The 15623-nt window shown below is 62.7% G+C and carries 8 protein-coding genes; 5 read left to right on the forward strand and 3 right to left on the reverse strand.

Annotation, left to right across the window (positions count from 1 at the left end; genetic code table 11):
• Positions 1-291 precede the first annotated feature (291 nt).
• The gene (locus tag BOP93_RS03030) at positions 292-2253 is read right to left on the reverse strand and encodes a methyl-accepting chemotaxis protein (protein ID WP_104501501.1); all 1962 of its coding nucleotides are present in this window, start codon (positions 2251-2253) and stop codon (positions 292-294) included.
• Between the two features lie 53 nt (positions 2254-2306).
• Entirely contained in the window at positions 2307-3977 is a 1671-nt protein-coding gene (locus tag BOP93_RS03035) for a GGDEF domain-containing response regulator (RefSeq protein WP_104501502.1), read from the reverse strand.
• A 298-nt stretch (positions 3978-4275) separates the two neighbouring features.
• Here BOP93_RS03035 and BOP93_RS03040 point away from each other — a divergent pair, with 298 nt between their 5' ends.
• From BOP93_RS03040 to speA, 4 genes are all read left to right on the forward strand, one after another.
• Positions 4276-5343, forward strand: coding sequence for a DUF2333 family protein (locus BOP93_RS03040; RefSeq protein ID WP_065883460.1), 1068 nt, complete (start codon positions 4276-4278; stop codon positions 5341-5343).
• Positions 5344-5345: 2 nt separating this feature from the next.
• Positions 5346-5882, forward strand: coding sequence for an NUDIX hydrolase (locus BOP93_RS03045; RefSeq protein WP_065897678.1), 537 nt, complete (start codon positions 5346-5348; stop codon positions 5880-5882).
• An 88-nt stretch (positions 5883-5970) separates the two neighbouring features.
• Positions 5971-6342: a translation initiation factor Sui1 gene (locus BOP93_RS03050; RefSeq protein ID WP_057724111.1), complete on the forward strand. Its 372-nt coding sequence runs from the start codon at positions 5971-5973 to the stop codon at positions 6340-6342.
• 142 nt (positions 6343-6484) lie between these two features.
• Positions 6485-8398, forward strand: coding sequence for an arginine decarboxylase (gene speA, locus BOP93_RS03055; protein WP_065883466.1), 1914 nt, complete (start codon positions 6485-6487; stop codon positions 8396-8398).
• A 106-nt stretch (positions 8399-8504) separates the two neighbouring features.
• Here the strand turns inward: speA and BOP93_RS03060 are convergent, their stop codons facing one another.
• Positions 8505-9848 carry an MATE family efflux transporter gene (locus BOP93_RS03060; RefSeq protein WP_104501503.1) on the reverse strand — a complete coding sequence of 448 codons (1344 nt, stop codon included), beginning with the start codon at positions 9846-9848 and terminating at the stop codon, positions 8505-8507.
• 823 nt (positions 9849-10671) lie between these two features.
• Between BOP93_RS03060 and BOP93_RS03070 the strand changes: the two genes are divergently transcribed.
• Positions 10672-15570 (forward strand): alpha-2-macroglobulin family protein, encoded by a 4899-nt coding sequence (locus BOP93_RS03070; protein WP_104501504.1) that lies wholly within the window; start codon positions 10672-10674, stop codon positions 15568-15570.
• Positions 15571-15623: the final 53 nt, after the last annotated feature.

Consider the following 15623-nt stretch of genomic DNA (forward strand, 5'->3'; position numbering starts at 1 on the left):
TCCGTGGGCCGCCGCAATGGGCCATCCATGGCCCAGTGCGGCTAACCCGGCGTCCTGCCGGGTTACCCACGGATTCAAGCCTGCGTTCGGCCAGCGTGGTTTAACGGGGCGCCTGAGATCAAGATCAAAAGCGACTCGCTTCGCATCGTGGTTACGGTTGAGCGCTACAGATACAGAGTTGTGTAGATACCTATGCCCCGATAGCGGTGCATCAGTGACAGATACTGAGACTGACACACTGCAATCGGGGGCAAGCCCCCTCCCACATTTTGATCTCCACTGGAGGGGTGATCAGACGCGGAAGGCCTGCACCGCCGTGTTGAGCTGCCCGCCCAGCACCAGCAGGTGTTCGCCCTGGCTGCGCCCCTGGCCGATACGCAGCAGGTTGTCCTCGCCCAGCTGGTGAATGCGTTCGCTGTTATCGCGAATCTCGCTCACGGCCCCGCTTTGCTGCGCAGTCACGTCAGCGATGCGCACCGCTGTCTCGGAAATGGTCTGGATCGCCCCGACGATTTCGTCCAGCGCGCCATCGGCGGCCTGGGCTTGCTCGGCGGTGGCTTCGGCGTGTTCGACCTGCGCACGCATGCCTTGCACCGATTGGTGGGCGGCGCTTTGCAGGCTGCTGATCAAGCCCTGGATTTCGGCGGTGGCGCCGGCTGTGCGCTGGGCCAGGGTGCGTACTTCATCGGCGACCACGGCGAAACCCCGGCCGGCCTCACCGGCGCGGGCGGCTTCGATGGCGGCATTGAGCGCCAGCAGGTTGGTCTGGTCGGCGATCGAGCGGATCACCGTGAGCACGCCGCCGATGGTGGCGGATTCCTCGGCAAGTTTCTCGATCATCTGCGCGTTTTGCTGCACTTCTCCCACCAGGGCGTGCAACCCGGTCAGGCTCAGGCCGATGACGCGCTGGCCTTGTTCCACGGCGATGCCGGCACTGCGACTGGCGCCAGCGGCCTGGCTGGCATCGCCCGCCACTTGCTGGATGGTCGCTTCCAGTTCGCCCAGGGAGTCACGGATCTGCGCGGTATCCCCGGCCTGGCGTTCGGCGCCGTCGTGCAGGCCGCTGCTCAGTTCGGCAAGGGCGCGGCTGCTGCCGGCAACTTCTTCGGCGTTGCCGCGAATCGTGCCGACCAGGTCCACGAGATAAGCGCGCAGGCGGTTGAGCGAGGCTTCGATATCGCGCAGTTCGCGGTTGGTCCTGCCCAGGCCGATCGGCTGGCTGAAGTTGCCTTCGGCCCAGGTGGACAGCGCCGGGGCGAGGGCGGTCAGCACCCGCGCCAGGCGACGCTGCAAGGTGTCGATCAACAGGGCGATCAGCAGGATCAGGCCAATCATCAGCCCTTGTATCAGGCGCACTTCGCCCTGGATGCTGGCGTGTTGCGCACGCACCACCGGCTCCAGGCCGGCGATGGCTTGGCGCACACCGGTGATCTTGGTGCGGGTGGCGGCGGCAAGGTCGGCGCGTTGCTGGATCTGTTCGCGGGTGCGCTTGAGCTCGGCGGGGTAGCGGGTCAACAGGCCGTTGAGTTCACGCTTGAGGTCGACGCCGGTGTCCAGCGCTTCGGTTTTTTCAGTGTTTTCCAGGCCCATCAAGGCGGAAAAATCGTCGGTGCTGGATTCGGCGCTGGCCTTCACGCCCAGTAACGGCAGCTGTGCCAGCAGGTCGGCCTGGCTACGGATGTTGGCGATTTCACGCTCGACGTCATCGGCCAGCTCGGCGCGCCCGCTGCTGACCAGTTTTTCGCGCGCCAGGGACAACTTGCCCAAGTGTTGCGAGGCGGCCAGCAGGGGCGGCAGGTAGCGCGCGGCGTCCGCAGAATTGACCGCGCTGGCGTACTGGCTCAGTTGCTCCAGGTTCGCCCCCAGTTCGCGTTCGGCTTGCAGCAGCAGCGCTTGCGGGTCGCCGGCCAGTTTACCGGCGGCGAGCAGGTCGGTTTTGCTGAAGGCATCCAGGTCCGCAAGGCTGGGACGCAGGCTTTGCGCCAACTCGGGCGGCAGTGAGTCGAGCTGCTGCAACAGGCTTTCCAGGCTCTGACCGGCGCTGCTCAACCGCAGGGCATCGCCGCTGGCCAGGTAGTCGTCGATATTGCGTGCGGTCTGGTTCTCAAAGGCCTGGGACAGTCCCAGATAGCGCTCCATCAACAGGTAAGGGCGCTCCAGCGCCCGTTGCGACCACCACAGCGTCGCGCCAAGTGCCAGGCACACGGCAACCAGAAGAAGGGTATTGAGATTGGTCAGCAGCTTCAGGCGCATGCGTGGTTTCAACCGACAGCAAAAGATAAGTGCCTGAAGTTATTGCGTTTCTATTACAACCTTATGACCGATTCAGTGAATTCCGGTGAAAAGATGGCACTTTGCTTTGATGGGCGAGCCGCCTGCACGCGGTTGCGTCCGGCATGCTTGGCACGGTACAGCGCCTCGTCGGCCTGGGCGGCCATCATCAGGCCGTCGGAGCCGTCGCACAGTTCCACCAGCCCGGCACTGAAGGTGCACCATAAGTCCTGTGGCTGGGCCGGGTAGTGGATTTCCGCAAAGCGCCCACGAATGTCGTCCAGCACCCTGCAGGCCGATTCGAGGTCGGTGTCGGGCATTACGATGGCAAATTCCTCACCGCCATAGCGGCCGATGTAATCGGTCTTGCGCAGGCGCTGCTTGAGGAACAGGGCCAGGCTCTTGATGACGCGATCGCCCATGGGGTGACCGTGGCTGTCATTGACCCGCTTGAAGTGGTCGATATCCAGCATGGCGAAGCTCAGCGGCTTGTTTTCGCGACGGGCGCGGAAGCTGCAGTCTTCGAGCAATTGCAGGATATGCGTGTGGTTGTACAGCCCGGTCAGGCTGTCGCGCACCATCCGCGCCTTCAAGTTTCGCGCGCGCGCCGCGCGGTTGCGTACGGTGGTGATCAGATGGCGCGGCTTGATCGGCTTGGTCAGGAAGTCGTCACCGCCTTCGCTCATCGCATCGAGCTGTTTGTCCAGGTCGTCTTCGGCCGACAGGTAGATGATCGGCACGCTGACATAGCGGTCGTTGTGGCGAATCACCTTGGCCAGCTCGGTGCCGGTGCAGGCGGGCATGTACATGTCGAGGATGATCAGATCGGGCTGGAAGTCCGCCAGCTCGGCCATGGCCTGGATCGGCTCGATCAAGGTGCGGGTGACGATGCCGGCGCTGTTGAGCAGGCGCTCGGTGTGCAAGGCCTGGGCACGGGAGTCGTCAATGATCAACACTTTATACGGTTCATATTGCGCGACGCAGGTCAGCACTTCGATTTTTTCCAACAGGCTCGAGGCTTCCAGCGTGCCGGTGAGGAATTCTTCGCCGCCGGCACGCACGGCGGCCAGGCGTGTGGGTGTGTCGGTTTCATTCAGGCTGAAAAACAGCAGCGGCAGCTTTTGCTCCAGGCCCTGCTGGGCTTCGGCGGCCAGTTTCAGCCCAAGCCCTGTGCCGCAGAAGTCCACGTCCATTACCATGGCCGATGGCAGGCGCTCGGCCATGGTGGCGCGAAAGGCTGCGACGCTGTCCAGGGATTGGGCGCTCATGCCAAAGAATTCCAACTGCCTGGCCAGGCGTTCGGCACGGTCATGGTCGGCCAGCATCACATAGATCGGCTTGCGCATCGGCGGCAGCAGGGTTTGCTCAAGTTGATCGCCCTGGCGCAACCCGGTGCGCGACAGCCGCTGCATCAGGCGGTTGAGTTCGGTGATCAACTGGCTGCTGAGGCGACCGCGGTTGTCTTCCACGGCCCTGAGGGACTCGCCAATGTGCCGGGCCAGTTGGCGATGCTCGGGCTGTTCAAAACGCTCGGCAAAACGCAGCAGGCGCAGATTGGCTTCGCTGAGTTCGGAGAAGTCGGCGTTCGACCATTCGCTGCGTTGCAGGCGTTGCCAGATCTCAAGAATTTGACGTGCCTGATGAATTACCCGCTGGGCAAAATGCTGCTTGAGACGCTCGCGGCTGGGGTCTTCTGACTCGGTCATATCCTGACTACTGTGAGGGTGCATGCTGAGGTCAACTAGTGGCCCTATGCTAGCACCTCTTTTCTATTGTATGAGTGTCATACGTCAATTAAGTACGCGTCGGCGGTATTCATTTTTTGACCTCGTGGTCGCGCTGTGTAAAAAGCGTGCATCCTTTATAGTTCACCCTCGGGTATGCGCCAGTCTGGTTTAAAAGCGCCGCACCGATGGGCACGATGGGGTAGGGTTGTGGTCGGAGTGTTTGACCGCACCCGGACAATTGATGTGCATGAACTCAAGTGATTGAAAGGATATCGCCATGCTGGACTGGAAAAACCGTGAAGGCAGTGCCAAAGGCCCCGCCCCTGAGCCCAAGTCGGCCAACCGCAGCTACGTTCGCAACCTGCTGATGAGCCGCGCCTTGCTCAGCGTGATCTGCTTGTACCTGCTGGTCACTGGAGGCCTGGGTTGGTATTGGAGTCAGGAGCCGGCGTTGTTTCCGGTCCAGCAAAACGCCCAGCTTGCCGCCGAGAAGGAAGGCAAGCAGATGGTGATCGGCTACACCACCGTCGAAACCCTGAAAAACGTGGTCGGCACCTTGCTCAACAAGCCCGGTGGCTACATTTCCAATGACCGTTTCCCGCCAGGCCTGTGGATGGACAACATGCCGAGCTGGGAGTACGGCGTGCTGGTGCAGGTACGTGACCTGACCCGCGCCCTGCGCAAGGATTTCGCCCGTTCCCAGTCGCAGTCGGCTGAAGACGCTGACCTGGCCAAGGCCGAGCCGCGTTTCAACTTTGACAACAAGAGCTGGGTGCTGCCGTCCAGCGAGTCGGAATACCAGGAAGGCATCAACTCCCTGAGCCGCTACGAAGCACGCCTGTCCGACCCTAACCAGAAGGGCGCGCTGTTCTATGCCCGCGCCGACAACCTGAACAACTGGCTGGGCGACGTCGCCACCCGTCTGGGTTCGCTGTCGCAGCGCCTGTCGGCCAGTGTGGGCCGCGTGAAGCTGAACACCGCACTGAAAACCGAAGCGCTGGCGCCGGGTGAAGTGCCGCAGGTCGATGAAGAAGTGGTGGAAACCCCCTGGATGCAGATCGACAACGTGTTCTACGAGGCCCGTGGCCAGGCGTGGGCGCTGTCCCATCTGCTGCGCGCCATCGAAGTCGATTTTGCCGACGTGCTGGCCAAGAAAAACGCCACCGTCAGCGTGCGCCAGATCATTCGTGAGCTGGAGGCCTCGCAGGAACCGGTGTGGAGCCCGATGATTCTCAACGGCAGCGGCTTCGGTGTACTGGCGAACCATTCGCTGGTGATGGCGAACTACATTTCCCGGGCCAACGCTGCAGTGATCGATTTGCGTCAGCTCCTCAATCAGGGTTGATGATGGACGCTACTCAAAAGGAGGCCGCCCACCGGGTAGCCTCCGATGCTGAACTGATCCAGTGGGTTGACGAACATGACAACCCGCTCGGCAACCTCGTCAGGTCCGACCTGCGCAACCGCGGACTGATTGGCCGTTGCACCTTTATCTTCCTGTTCAACTCCAGGGGCGAGCTGTGTGTGCATCGGCGCACCCTGAGCAAGGCACTGTACCCCGGGTTCTGGGACACGGCAGCGGGCGGGATGGTCGCGGCAGGGGAAACCTATGCCGATTCGGCGGCCCGCGAGCTTGCCGAAGAACTGGGCGTCAGCGGCGTGGAATTGATCGAACATGACCATTTCTATTTCGAAGACGGCGACAGCAGGCTTTGGTGCACCTCCTACTCGGCGGTATGGGACGGGCCACTGTGCCTGCAGCCCGAAGAAGTCATGGAAGCGCGCTTCCTGCCGATTGAAACGGTGTTGAGCGAGGCCAGACACAAGCCTTACTGCCCGGACGCGCAAGAAGGCCTGCGTCGCTATCTGGCGTTGCGTCGCTAAAGTTGCATGAAATGGCGCCATTTGGCCCTTAGCAACTTGGCTTTTTGCCGTTACACTGCGCCACTTTTCATCCCCTAGAGGATTGCCGGTGGCCAAGAAAGCCGCATCCTTCGCCGCCCTGGGTGGCCTGGTATTTTCCACCGATGCAGGTCGACACTGCCCGGACTGCCGTCAGCCCGTGGATTCGTGCACCTGCAAACAAACCCTGATTCCCGAAGGCGACGGCATTGCCCGCGTACGCCGCGAGAGCAAAGGCCGTGGCGGCAAGACGGTGACCACCATCACCGGCGTGCCGCTGGCCGAAGAGGCGCTCAAGGAACTTGCCACCACGCTGAAGAAGCGCTGCGGCACCGGTGGCGCGTTGAAAGACGGCGTCATCGAAATCCAGGGCGAGCATGTCGAGTTGCTGTTGGCCGAGCTGATCAAGCTCGGTTACAAGGCCAAGAAGTCCGGCGGCTGAAAGCCTCTTCCCGGCCTGTGTCTAAACTCTGCCCTGCGAGCGAGGTCTACCTCCCTTACAGGCAAATCGTCATTTTCATTCTTTAGACTGCGCCAGCCTCCGCTTGAGGTGGCGCCTTCGCCTTCATTTATAGGGGACTTCGATGTCCGTACGACGCACACGCAAAGACGATGGCAGCCAATGGACAGTTGCGGACAGCCGCAGTGTTTACGGGATTCGCCATTGGGGGGCCGGTTATTTCGCGATCAATGAAGCCGGTCGCGTAGAAGTCCGTCCGAACGGTCCGAACAGCACGCCTGTCGATCTGTACGAGCAAGTCGACGAGCTGCGCAAAAGCGGCCTGTCGTTGCCGCTGCTGGTGCGCTTCCCCGATATCCTGCAAGACCGTGTACGCCAGCTCACCGGTGCTTTCGATTCGAACATCGAACGCCTGGAATACCAGAGCCAGTACACCGCGCTGTATCCGATCAAGGTGAACCAGCAAGAGGCGGTGATCGAGAACATCATCGCCACCCAGAACGTCTCCATCGGCCTGGAAGCCGGCTCCAAGCCGGAGCTGCTCGCCGTGCTGGCCCTGGCGCCGAAGGGCGGCACCATCGTCTGCAACGGTTACAAGGACCGTGAATTCATCCGCCTGGCGCTGATGGGCCAGAAGCTCGGCCACAATGTGTTTATCGTGATCGAGAAAGAATCCGAAGTTGAATTGGTGATCGAAGAGGCCGCCAGCCTCAAGGTCAAGCCGCAGGTAGGCTTGCGTGTGCGCCTGTCGTCCCTGGCCTCAAGCAAGTGGGCGGACACCGGTGGCGAGAAGTCCAAGTTCGGTCTGTCGGCGGCGCAGCTGCTGTCGGTGGTCGAGCGTTTCCGCGCGGCCGGCCTGGACCAGGGCATCCGCCTGCTGCACTTTCACATGGGTTCGCAGATCGCCAACCTGGCCGACTACCAGCACGGGTTCAAGGAAGCCATTCGTTACTACGGCGAACTGCGCAACCTTGGCCTGCCGGTGGACCACATCGACGTGGGCGGCGGCCTGGGCGTGGACTACGACGGTACCCACTCGCGCAACGCCAGCTCGATCAACTACGACATGGACGACTACGCCGGCGTGGTGGTGGGCATGCTCAAGGAGTTCTGCGACGCGCAGAGCCTGCCGCATCCGCACATTTTCTCCGAGAGTGGCCGTTCGCTGACCGCCCACCACGCCATGCTGGTGGTGCAGGTGACCGACGTCGAGAAACACAACGACGAAATCCCGACCATCGAAAACAAGGAAAGCCTGCCGGAAACCGTGCAATGGCTGGTGGACCTGCTGGGCCCGACCGATATCGAGATGGTCACTGAAACCTACTGGCGCGCCACTCACTACATGAGCGACGTGGCTACCCAGTACGCCGACGGCAAGCTGACCCTGGCCGAAAAAGCCCTGGCCGAGCAGTGCTACTTCGCCGTGTGCCGTCGCCTGCACAACTCGCTCAAGGCCCGTCAGCGCTCGCACCGCCAGGTGCTGGACGAGCTCAACGACAAGCTGGCCGACAAGTACATCTGCAACTTCTCGGTGTTCCAGAGCCTGCCGGACACCTGGGCCATCGGTCAGGTACTGCCGATTCTGCCGCTGCATCGCCTCGACGAAGAGCCGCTGCGCCGCGCCGTGCTGCAAGACCTGACCTGCGACTCCGACGGCAAGATCAAGCAGTACGTCGACGAACAGAGCATCGAGACCAGCCTGCCGGTCCATGCCTTGAACGAGGGCGAAGACTACCTGCTGGGCATCTTCCTGGTCGGCGCGTATCAGGAAATCCTCGGCGATATGCACAACCTGTTCGGTGACACCGACTCGGTGAACATCTACCAGCGTGAAGACGGTTCGGTGTACAGCGCCGGGATCGAGACGCACGACACCATCGAAGACATGCTGCGCTATGTGCACTTGTCGCCGGAGGAATTGATGACCCATTACCGTGACAAGTGTGCGAGTGCGAAGATCAGTGCGTCGGAACGCACCCAGTTCCTGGACGCCTTGCGTCTGGGCCTGACCCGTTCTTCCTACCTGTCCTCGTAAATGTGGGAGGGGGCTTGCCCCCGATAGCGGAGTGTCAGGCAACTGATTTGTTGCTGATGTACTGCTATCGGGAGCAAGCCCCCTCCCACATTTGGATTGCGTTTCTTCAGTTTTTACCGAGCCACAGCCCTTGCCGATTCAGGCGCCAGGCAATTGCCCACAGGGTCAAACTGCGCACCGCCATGAACAGCAGGAAGGTGATCCACAGCCCGTGGTTGCCCAACCCCTGCAATGCCCAGGCAAGCGGCAGCACCAGCAGCACCGTCAGCAGCATCCCATTGCGCATTTCCCGCGCCCGCGTGGCGCCGATAAACAATCCATCGAGCACATAACTCCACACCGCAATCAACGGCAATACCGCAACGTAGGGCAGGTAGCGGTCGGCGGTTTCGCGCACGCTTGGAATGTCGGTTTGCATGGCGATAAACAGGTGGCCGCCGAAGGTGAACAGCAGGGCGAAACCGACGCTGGCGATCAGCGACCAACCACAGGCAACCACCAATGATCGCCTTAACGCCTGGCGGTCACGTGCGCCGATGGCGTGGCCGCACAGGGCCTCGACAGCGTGAGCGAGGCCGTCCAGAGCGTGTGCCGTCAGCAGCAGGCCGTTGAGCAACAGCGCATTGGCCGCCACGGTCGCATCTCCCAGCCGCGCGCCCTGTACGGTGATCATGAAAAACACCGACTGCAACGCCAGGCTGCGGATAAAGATGTCGCGGTTTACCGCCAGCAATGGGCGCCAGCTTTGCCACAGCTTGAGCGCGGCCCAGGCGATATGGCCGGGGTAGGCGCGCAAGGCTTTCTGGGTGAGGGCCAGGCCGAGCAGGGCACCGGTCCATTCGGCAATCACCGAGGCGCGGGCCGAACCGACCACGCCCCAATCCAGGCCCAGAACGAACCACAGGTTCAGCGCGATATTGACCAGGTTGGTGGTCAGCAGGATCGCCAACGGCGCACGGGCGTTCTGGGTGCCGAGGAACCAACCGACCAGCGCATAGCTGGCAAGGGCGGCGGGCAGGCCGAAGAGGCGCGTATGGAAGAATTCCCGGGTCAGTTGGTTCAGTTCGGCCGAGGGTTGCATCCACTCGAGCGCCAGGTGGCTGAGTGGAATGCCCACGCTGCCCAGCAACATGGCCAGTCCCAGCGCGAGCAGCAGACCTTGCAGCAGCACCTGGCGCAATGCCGCGCCGTCATTGCGCCCGGCGGCCTGGGCGGCAAAGCCGGTGGAGCCCATGCGCAAGAAGCCCATGGCCCAGGCGAGGAAGGTATACAGGCTGGCGCCGACGGCCACGGCGCCCAGTTGGTGGGCATGGGGCAGATGGCCGATGACCATGCTGTCGACCAGGGCCACCAGCGGCACGGAGATATTCGACAGGATCATCGGCGCGGCCAGGGCCCAGACACGGCGATGGGTGGGGCGGTGGCGCCAGTCGGCGAGCAGGGCGGTCATGAAGGCTCCTAGGTGGAGCGCCATTGTAACCGGCCATTAACCCCACCGCAGATCCAATGTGGGAGGGGCGGTACGACGATTCGACTTGCCCCCAATGGCGGCCTCTGGGCCGACCAGGATGTTATGTCGATCCCGATCCAAATGTGGGAGGGGGCTTGCCCCCGATGACGGCCTCAGAGCCGGCCAGGATGTTGTGTCGATCCCGATCCAAATGTGGGAGGGGGCTTGCCCCCGATGGCGGCCTCAGAGCCGACCAGGATGTTGGATCAGATCGAGTACATATCCGTTGCTGCGGTAACGGCCACTTAGGGTTCCGCCCTGACGGCGGGTCACTTTGGAAAAGCCCCAAAGTAACCAAAGGGCTCATGCCCCACCACTCGGCACCTCGCCTAGGCTCGGTGTGCCCGAACGCAGGCTTGAATCCGTGGGCCGCCGCAATGGGCCATCCATGGCCCAGTGCGGCTAACCCGGCGTCCTGCCGGGTTACCCACGGATTCAAGCCTGCGTTCGGCCAGCGTGGTTTAACGGGGCGCCTGAGATCAAGATCAAAAGCAGATCAAGAGCGGCTCGCTTCGCATCGTGGTTACGGTGGGGGCTGCAGAGTTGTGTAGGTACGTCAGGCAACTGATTTTTTGCTGATGTACCGCTATCGGGGGCAAGCCCCCTCCCACATTTTGATCTGCATTTTATGTGGGATTTGGTTTGGCTCCAATGACACCCAGAACCAACACACCCTCCGTCGGTCAATGTGACCAGCTCCGCAGCAGCTTGGTCGGTGCTGATATATAGTTCACCCTCGGTTTCCTCTGACTATGAGTGCCCCATGCTTAACAAAGGATTGTTCCTGGCCTGTGCGCTGGCCCTGCTGAGCGCCTGCGATTCTTCCGATAAACCGTCCGCGCCCTCTGCCCCGGCGGCGAGTGTGGCGCCCAAGCCGGCCAAGGCGGCGGTGGATGTGGCGGCGTTGAAGCAGCGTTACGCCGGGCGTGAGTTAAGCGTGGTGGATGTGTCCGAGGTGCAGTTGGACGGGGCCAGCACCCTGTCGGTGAGTTTTTCCATTCCCCTGGACCCGGATCAGAAGTTCGTCGACAAAGTCCATTTGGTCGACAGCAAGTCGGGCAAGGTCGATGGCGCCTGGGAGCTTTCCGATAACTTGATGGAATTGCGCCTGCGCCACCTGGAGCCGCAGCGCAAGTTGGTGCTGACGGTGGATGCCGGGGTGAAGGCGGTCAACGACAACCTGCTCGCCGCCGAATACACCGCTCGCCTGGAAACCCGCGACCTGCAAGCCACCGTCGGCTTTGCCAGCCGTGGCACGCTGTTGCCCACGCGCCTGGCTGAGGGCCTGCCGGTGATCGCGCTGAACGTCGACAAGATCGACGTTGAATTCTTCCGGATCAAGGCCGAGTCCCTGCCGGCGTTCCTGGCGCAGTGGGGGCGCAACACCAGCCTGCAAAGTTACGAATCCCGCGAATTGCTGCCGATGGCCGACCTGGTCTACGGCGGCCGTTTTGACCTCAACCCGGCGCGCAATACCCGCGAAACCCTGCTGCTGCCGATCGCCGGTCTCAAGCAATTGCAGCAGCCGGGTGTGTACCTGGCGGTGATGCGTGCCTCGGGCACCTACAACTATTCGCAACCGGCCACGCTGTTTACCTTGAGTGATATCGGCCTGTCGGTGCACCGCTACGCCAATCGCCTGGATGTGTTTACCCAGGCGCTGGAAGGCGGCAAGGCGTTGAACGGCGTCGAACTGGAAATCCTCGATGCCGAAGGCCGCGTACTCGGCCAGAGCAAGACCGAAGACGGTGGCCACGCCGAGTTGCCGCTGCCGAAAAAAGCCCAGGTTTTGCTGGCCAAGCAGGGTGAACAAACCAGTTTGCTGCGTCTGGACAGTGCCGCGCTGGACCTGGCCGAGTTCGATATCGGTGGGCAGCCGTCGCACCCGTTGCAGTTCTTTGTGTTCGGCCCGCGGGACCTGTATCGCCCCGGTGAAACCGTGCTGCTCAACGCCCTGTTGCGCGACAAGGACGGCAACGCCGTCAAGCCGCAGCCGGTGAGCGTCGAAGTGCGCCGCCCCGATGAGCAGGTCAGCCGCAAATTCGTGTGGGAGGCCGACGCCTCCGGTCTCTATCAATACCCGCTGCAACTGGCCGGCGAAGCACCGACCGGGCGCTGGCAGCTGGTATTCGACCTGGGCGATGGCAAGCCGCAGCTGTATGAATTCCTCGTCGAAGACTTCCTGCCCGAGCGCCTGGCGCTGGAGCTCAAGGGCAGTGACACGCCACTGAGCCCGGCGGATGACGCGGTCATCCAGGTCAATGGCCGTTATCTGTACGGCGCGCCGGCCTCGGGCAATCGGGTCAGCGGGCAGGTCTACGTGCGCCCATTGCGCGAGGCGGTCAAAAGCTTGCCGGGCTACCAGTTCGGCTCGGTCACCGAAGAAGAGCTGAGCCAGGATTTCGAACTGGACGAAAGCACGCTGGACGCCAAGGGCCAGGAAGAACTGACCCTGGAAAGCAAATGGGCCGAGGCCAAGTCGCCCCTGCAATTGATCGTGCAGGCCAGTCTGCAGGAGTCGGGCGGCCGGCCGATCACCCGGCGTCTGGTACAGCCGATCTGGCCGGCCGAGCAGTTGCCGGGCCTGCGCGGGCTGTTTGATGGCACTGAAACCAACGGCGACGGCCCGGCGGAATTCGAAGTGCTGGTGGCCAACCAGGACGGCCAGAAACTTGCCGCGCAGAACCTCAAGGTGCGTCTGGTGCGTGAGCGCCGCGACTATTACTGGAACTACTCGGACAATGATGGCTGGAGCTATCACTACAACGAGAAATTCCTCAACCTCGACGAACAAACCCTCGACATCAAGGCCGGCGACACCGCCAAGGTCAGCTTCCAGGTGGAGTGGGGCCCCTACCGCGTCGAGGTCGAAGACCCGCAGACCGGCTTGATCAGCAGCCTGCGCTTCTGGGCCGGCTACCAGGCCCAGGACAACACCGAAGGCGGCGCCGTGCGCCCCGATCAGGTCAAGCTGGCATTGGATAAGCCCGCCTATGCCGATGGCGACACCGCCAACGTCACCGTCACGCCGCCGGCGGCCGGTAAAGGCTACCTGCTGGTTGAGTCCGCCGAGGGGCCGCTGTGGTGGCAGGAAATCGACGTGCCGGCCGAAGGCAAGAGCTTTGCCGTAAAGCTCGACCCGAAATGGTCGCGGCATGATCTGTACGTGAGCGCGCTGGTGATCCGTCCCGGCGAGCGCAAAGCCAATATCACCCCCAAACGCGCGGTGGGCCTGCTGCATCTGCCGTTGGACCGTACCCAGCGCAAGCTTGGCCTGACGCTGACGGCGCCGGAAAAAATGCGCCCCAAACAGCCGCTGACGGTGAAAATCGCCGCCAAAAACGCCGACGGCAGTGTGCCCAAACAGGTGCATGTGCTGGTGGCCGCAGTGGACGTGGGCATTCTCAATATCACCGAATACCCTACACCCGACCCGTACTCCAGCCTGTTCGGCCGCAAGGCCTATGGCGTGGACCAGTTCGACATCTACGGCCAGTTGATCGAAGCCGGGCAGGGCCGTCTGGCCAGCCTGGCGTTCGGGGGCGATGCGGCGCTGGCCAAGGGCGGCAAGCGCCCCGACACCAGCGTGACCATTGTCGCCCTGCAAAGCGCACCGGTGACGCTCAACGAGCAGGGCGAGGGCGAAGTCAGCGTCGATATTCCGGATTTCAACGGCGAGCTGCGCCTGATGGCCCAGGCCTGGAGTGATGACCGTTATGGCATGGCCGAAGCCAAGACCGTGATCGCCGCGCCGCTGATTGCCGAGTTGTCGGCACCGCGCTTCCTGGCCGGTGGTGACGAGACGACGTTGGCGCTGGACCTGTCCAACCTGTCGGGCAAGGCGCAGAAGCTGGACGTGCAACTGAGCGCCGAAGGGCAGTTGCAACTGGTCAACGGCGGCGCGCACAGCGTCGAGTTGAAACAGGGCCAGCGCACCACGTTGCGCATCCCGGTGAAAGCCTGGGGCGGCCTGGGCAATGGCAAGGTCAAGGTGACGGTCAACGGTTTGGATCTGCCCGGTGAAAACCTGCCGCCGTTCAGCCGTGAATGGACCCTGGGCGTGCGCCCTGCCTATCCTGCGTTGCTCAAGCATTACCGCGCCGTGCTCAAGGACCAGCCGTGGAGCTTGCCTGCGGGCACGCTGGAGCAGTTCGACAGCGCGGGCAGCGAGGCGCTGTTGAGCCTGTCCAGCCGGCCGCCGTTGAACCTCGGCGCGCAGATCAGCGCGCTCAAGGCCTACCCCTACGGTTGCCTGGAGCAAACCGCCAGTGGTCTGTACCCATCGCTCTATGCCGATGACGCGTTGCTTAAACGCCTGAGCATCAAGGGCGAGCCGGATGCCGAGCGTAAACGCAAGATCGAGTTGGGCATCGAACGCCTGCTGGGCATGCAGCGCTACAACGGCAGCTTCGGTTTGTGGGGCGCCGACGGCGAGGAAGAATATTGGCTGACCGCCTATGTCACCGACTTCCTGCTGCGCGCCCGTGACCAGGGTTTTGCAGTGCCGGCCGAGGCGCTGAAGAAAGCCAGTGAGCGTCTGCTGCGCTATGTGCAGGAGCGCAACCTGATCGAAGTCGACTACAGCGACAACGCCGAACACACCCGTTTTGCCGTGCAGGCCTACGCCGGCATGGTCCTGGCGCGCAGTCAGCAGGCGCCGCTGGGGGCCTTGCGCAGTATCTTCGAGCGACGCAGCGATGCGCGTTCCGGCTTGCCCCTGGTGCAGTTGGCCATTGCCCTGCAGAAAATGGGCGACCAGCCGCGTGCGGACCAGGCGCTGCTCGCCGGCCTGGCGGCGCAGCGCAGCGCCAAGGAATGGCTGGCCGACTACGGCAGCCCGTTGCGCGATCAGGCGATGATCCTGGCGTTGCTGGAAGAAAATGACCTGGCCAAGGGCAAGCGCGAGGAACGCCTGTTCGCGCTCTCGGACCAGTTGGCGGCCAGCCCGTATCTGTCGACCCAGGAGCGTAATTCGCTGTTCCTCGCCGGGCGGCTCGGGCTCGCCCAGCCAGATGCGAACTGGCAAGTGTCGCTGACCGGCAGTGGCGGTGTGCGTGAACTGAACAACCAGCAATCAACGCTGCAACTGGATGACAAGCTGCTGACCAGCGACTTGAGCCTGAGCAATCAGGGGCAAACGCCGGTGTACCAGCAACTGACGATTTCCGGTTACCCACAAGTGCCACCGGCAGCGGGCGGTGAGAACCTGAGCATCCGTCGCGAATACCTGGGCATGAACGGCCAGCCGCTGAACCTGCGCAGCCTCAACAGCGGCGACCTGGTGCTGGTGCATTTGGCGGTCAGCGCCAAGCAACGCGTGCCGGATGCCCTGGTGGTCGACCTGTTGCCCGCCGGCCTGGAACTGGAAAACCAGAACCTGGCCCAAAGCGCGGCCAGCCTGGAGAATGCGAGCAGCCAGGTGAAGGAGTGGCGCGAGTCGATGCAGAACGCGTCGCTCAAGCATCAGGAGTTTCGTGATGACCGCTACGTGGCGGCGATGAACCTGGACGGTTACGGCGGCACCACGCACTTGCTGTACCTGGCACGGGCAGTGACACCGGGCACCTACCGCGTGCCGCCGCCGCAGGTGGAGTCGATGTATCGGCCGAACTGGCAGGCGGTGGGTGAAACCCCGGCAGATATGGTGATCAAGGGCCGCTGATTGCTGAAGTTGAAATGGAGATCAATGTGGGAGGGGGCTTGCCCCCGATAGCT

Source organism: Pseudomonas orientalis, from assembly GCF_002934065.1.
GTDB classification, from domain to species: domain Bacteria; phylum Pseudomonadota; class Gammaproteobacteria; order Pseudomonadales; family Pseudomonadaceae; genus Aquipseudomonas; species Aquipseudomonas orientalis_A.

Bases quoted from the DNA above. Each gene is read 5' to 3' on its own strand.
- BOP93_RS03030 (WP_104501501.1), bottom strand. From the start codon at position 2,253: ATGCGCCTGAAGCTGCTGACCAATCTCAATACCCTTCTTCTGGTTGCC.
- BOP93_RS03035 (WP_104501502.1), bottom strand. From the start codon at position 3,977: ATGACCGAGTCAGAAGACCCCAGCCGCGAGCGTCTCAAGCAGCATTTT.
- BOP93_RS03040 (WP_065883460.1), top strand. From the start codon at position 4,276: ATGCTGGACTGGAAAAACCGTGAAGGCAGTGCCAAAGGCCCCGCCCCT.
- BOP93_RS03045 (WP_065897678.1), top strand. From the start codon at position 5,346: ATGGACGCTACTCAAAAGGAGGCCGCCCACCGGGTAGCCTCCGATGCT.
- speA (WP_065883466.1), top strand. From the start codon at position 6,485: ATGTCCGTACGACGCACACGCAAAGACGATGGCAGCCAATGGACAGTT.
- BOP93_RS03060 (WP_104501503.1), bottom strand. From the start codon at position 9,848: ATGACCGCCCTGCTCGCCGACTGGCGCCACCGCCCCACCCATCGCCGT.
- BOP93_RS03070 (WP_104501504.1), top strand. From the start codon at position 10,672: ATGCTTAACAAAGGATTGTTCCTGGCCTGTGCGCTGGCCCTGCTGAGC.